Raw genomic sequence first — 1,703 nt, forward strand, 5'->3', positions numbered from 1 at the left:
AGGCACCGGCGCGGGTGCTGGTACTGGCACCGGTGGGGGTGCGGGTGGGGGTGGGGGTGGGGGTGGGGGTGGGGGTGGCTGCGGGGATGGGGAGTGGTGAGGGGGTGAGGTCGGTGGGGGCGAAGTCGAAGGGGTCGGAGCCGGAGAGCCAGGCTGCGTAGTCCTTCAGGTCGACGCGCAGCGGGAACATGGGTTCGTCGACGTGCGGGTAGCCCGAGGTGTCGTGGTTGGGGAGGAGGGCCGCGCGGTGTATTTGGCAGAGGTATTGGCCGAGAGTTGATTTGCCTTGGCCGGGGACGCCCAGGAGGAATGCGCGGCGTATGTAGGGGCGGAGGAGGTAGTCGATGGCGTTCAGCGACTCTTGGGCTTCGTCAGCGATTTCCTGCTCGCGGTAGCCGAAGGAGACAGGCTGGTGTTTGCCGACGGAGAGGTGGACGTCGATGAAGAGGTCGACGATGCTGACGCCGTCCATTTCGACTTGGGAGAATTTGACCCTGGAGTCTTCGCGCCATTGGGTGGCCATGACGCGGAGGATCATGTCGCGGGTGCGAGCGGTGGGGGTGGGGGAGGGGGAGTCGGAGTCGGAGAGGGAGAGGGAGGCGCGGTGGAGGTGCGGTGGGTCGGAGTGGAGCAGGTGTCTGATGGCGTCGCTGCCGGCGAGCATCTCTTGATATGACCACTTGATGGAGTCGGGCGCGGCATCGACCTCTGCGTCGATGTCGGCCTGCCACCAGCATTCGATGGGAATGCCGAGCTGGGCGCTGTAGTCCTGGAGCTTGGCTTCGAGGCGTTGGATGGCGGCCGGGGTGCCGGCGACGGAGGTCATGATGATGTAGCGGGAGGCGTGGTGGTCTTTGATGAGGCGGAGGATGTTGGGGCGTTCGGATTCGATGGTGCGGGACAGCCAGGTTTCGGGGTTTTGGAGGAGCTTGGTGGTCCATTTGACTTGGTAGATGGTGGTGGGGGCGCTGGTTGTGGTCGCGTTGGGGGGTGAGGGCGCGTTGGGTGGACTGGTTGTGGTCGCGTTGGGGGGTGAGGGCGCGTTGGGCGGGGTTGATGTGGCGGTGGTGGGGGTGGGGGTGAAGGAGATCGCGTCGATCCCACCGTCGGCCATGCCGACCGGATAGCAGGTCACATGCCCGTACTTGTGGCGAAGCAGTGCTCCGCAGAGTTGTTGGAACTCCTTCTCGGACAGGCGCCAGTACAGATATCGGAACGAGTTGCCCGGCTGTTCCGTCGCGGGCGGGTCGGCGGTGTTCGTGCCGAGGTTCATGCCGGTGCTACCTCGCCGTCTGGCGGGGTGCTGGGGTGGTTTCGTCCCGCCGGAGTGTCCTGTTTTGCGGCAGGGTATCGTATAAGTGGACTGCGATTGGGGTCGATGCGGCAAAGTCAAAAGCTGGGTAAGGCAGGCGCCTCCGGCGGGGGCCTCGGATCCCTCGGGGAACTGGCGCCGGCTCCATAGGGGGGTCTGGTCAGTCTCTGCGCTGGCGGTTGGTGAGGTGGGGGTTCGTTCCCCTCGGTCCCGTCGGCAGCCCTACGGGTACAGCGCCGCCGCCCGGGTGTAAAGTCCACGCGCTTGCTTTTGAGGTGTTGGCGGCGGTTGCGTACAGCGTGGACTGGACACCCGGTCGGCGGCACTGTAGGCAAAGCCCTGCCGACGTGACCGAGGGGAACGAACCAAAAACCCAGGCAGGGGACTGACA

1 pseudogene is annotated in these 1,703 nt (G+C 65.7%); it reads right to left on the bottom strand.

From position 1 onward, the window contains the following. Positions 1–1,273: pseudogene (locus ABD481_RS46320) on the bottom strand (hypothetical protein); the annotation flags it as partial. Between the last annotated feature and the right edge of the window lie 430 nt (positions 1,274–1,703).

The organism is Catenulispora yoronensis (genome assembly GCF_039531695.1).
Lineage (GTDB): Bacteria > Actinomycetota > Actinomycetes > Streptomycetales > Catenulisporaceae > Catenulispora > Catenulispora yoronensis.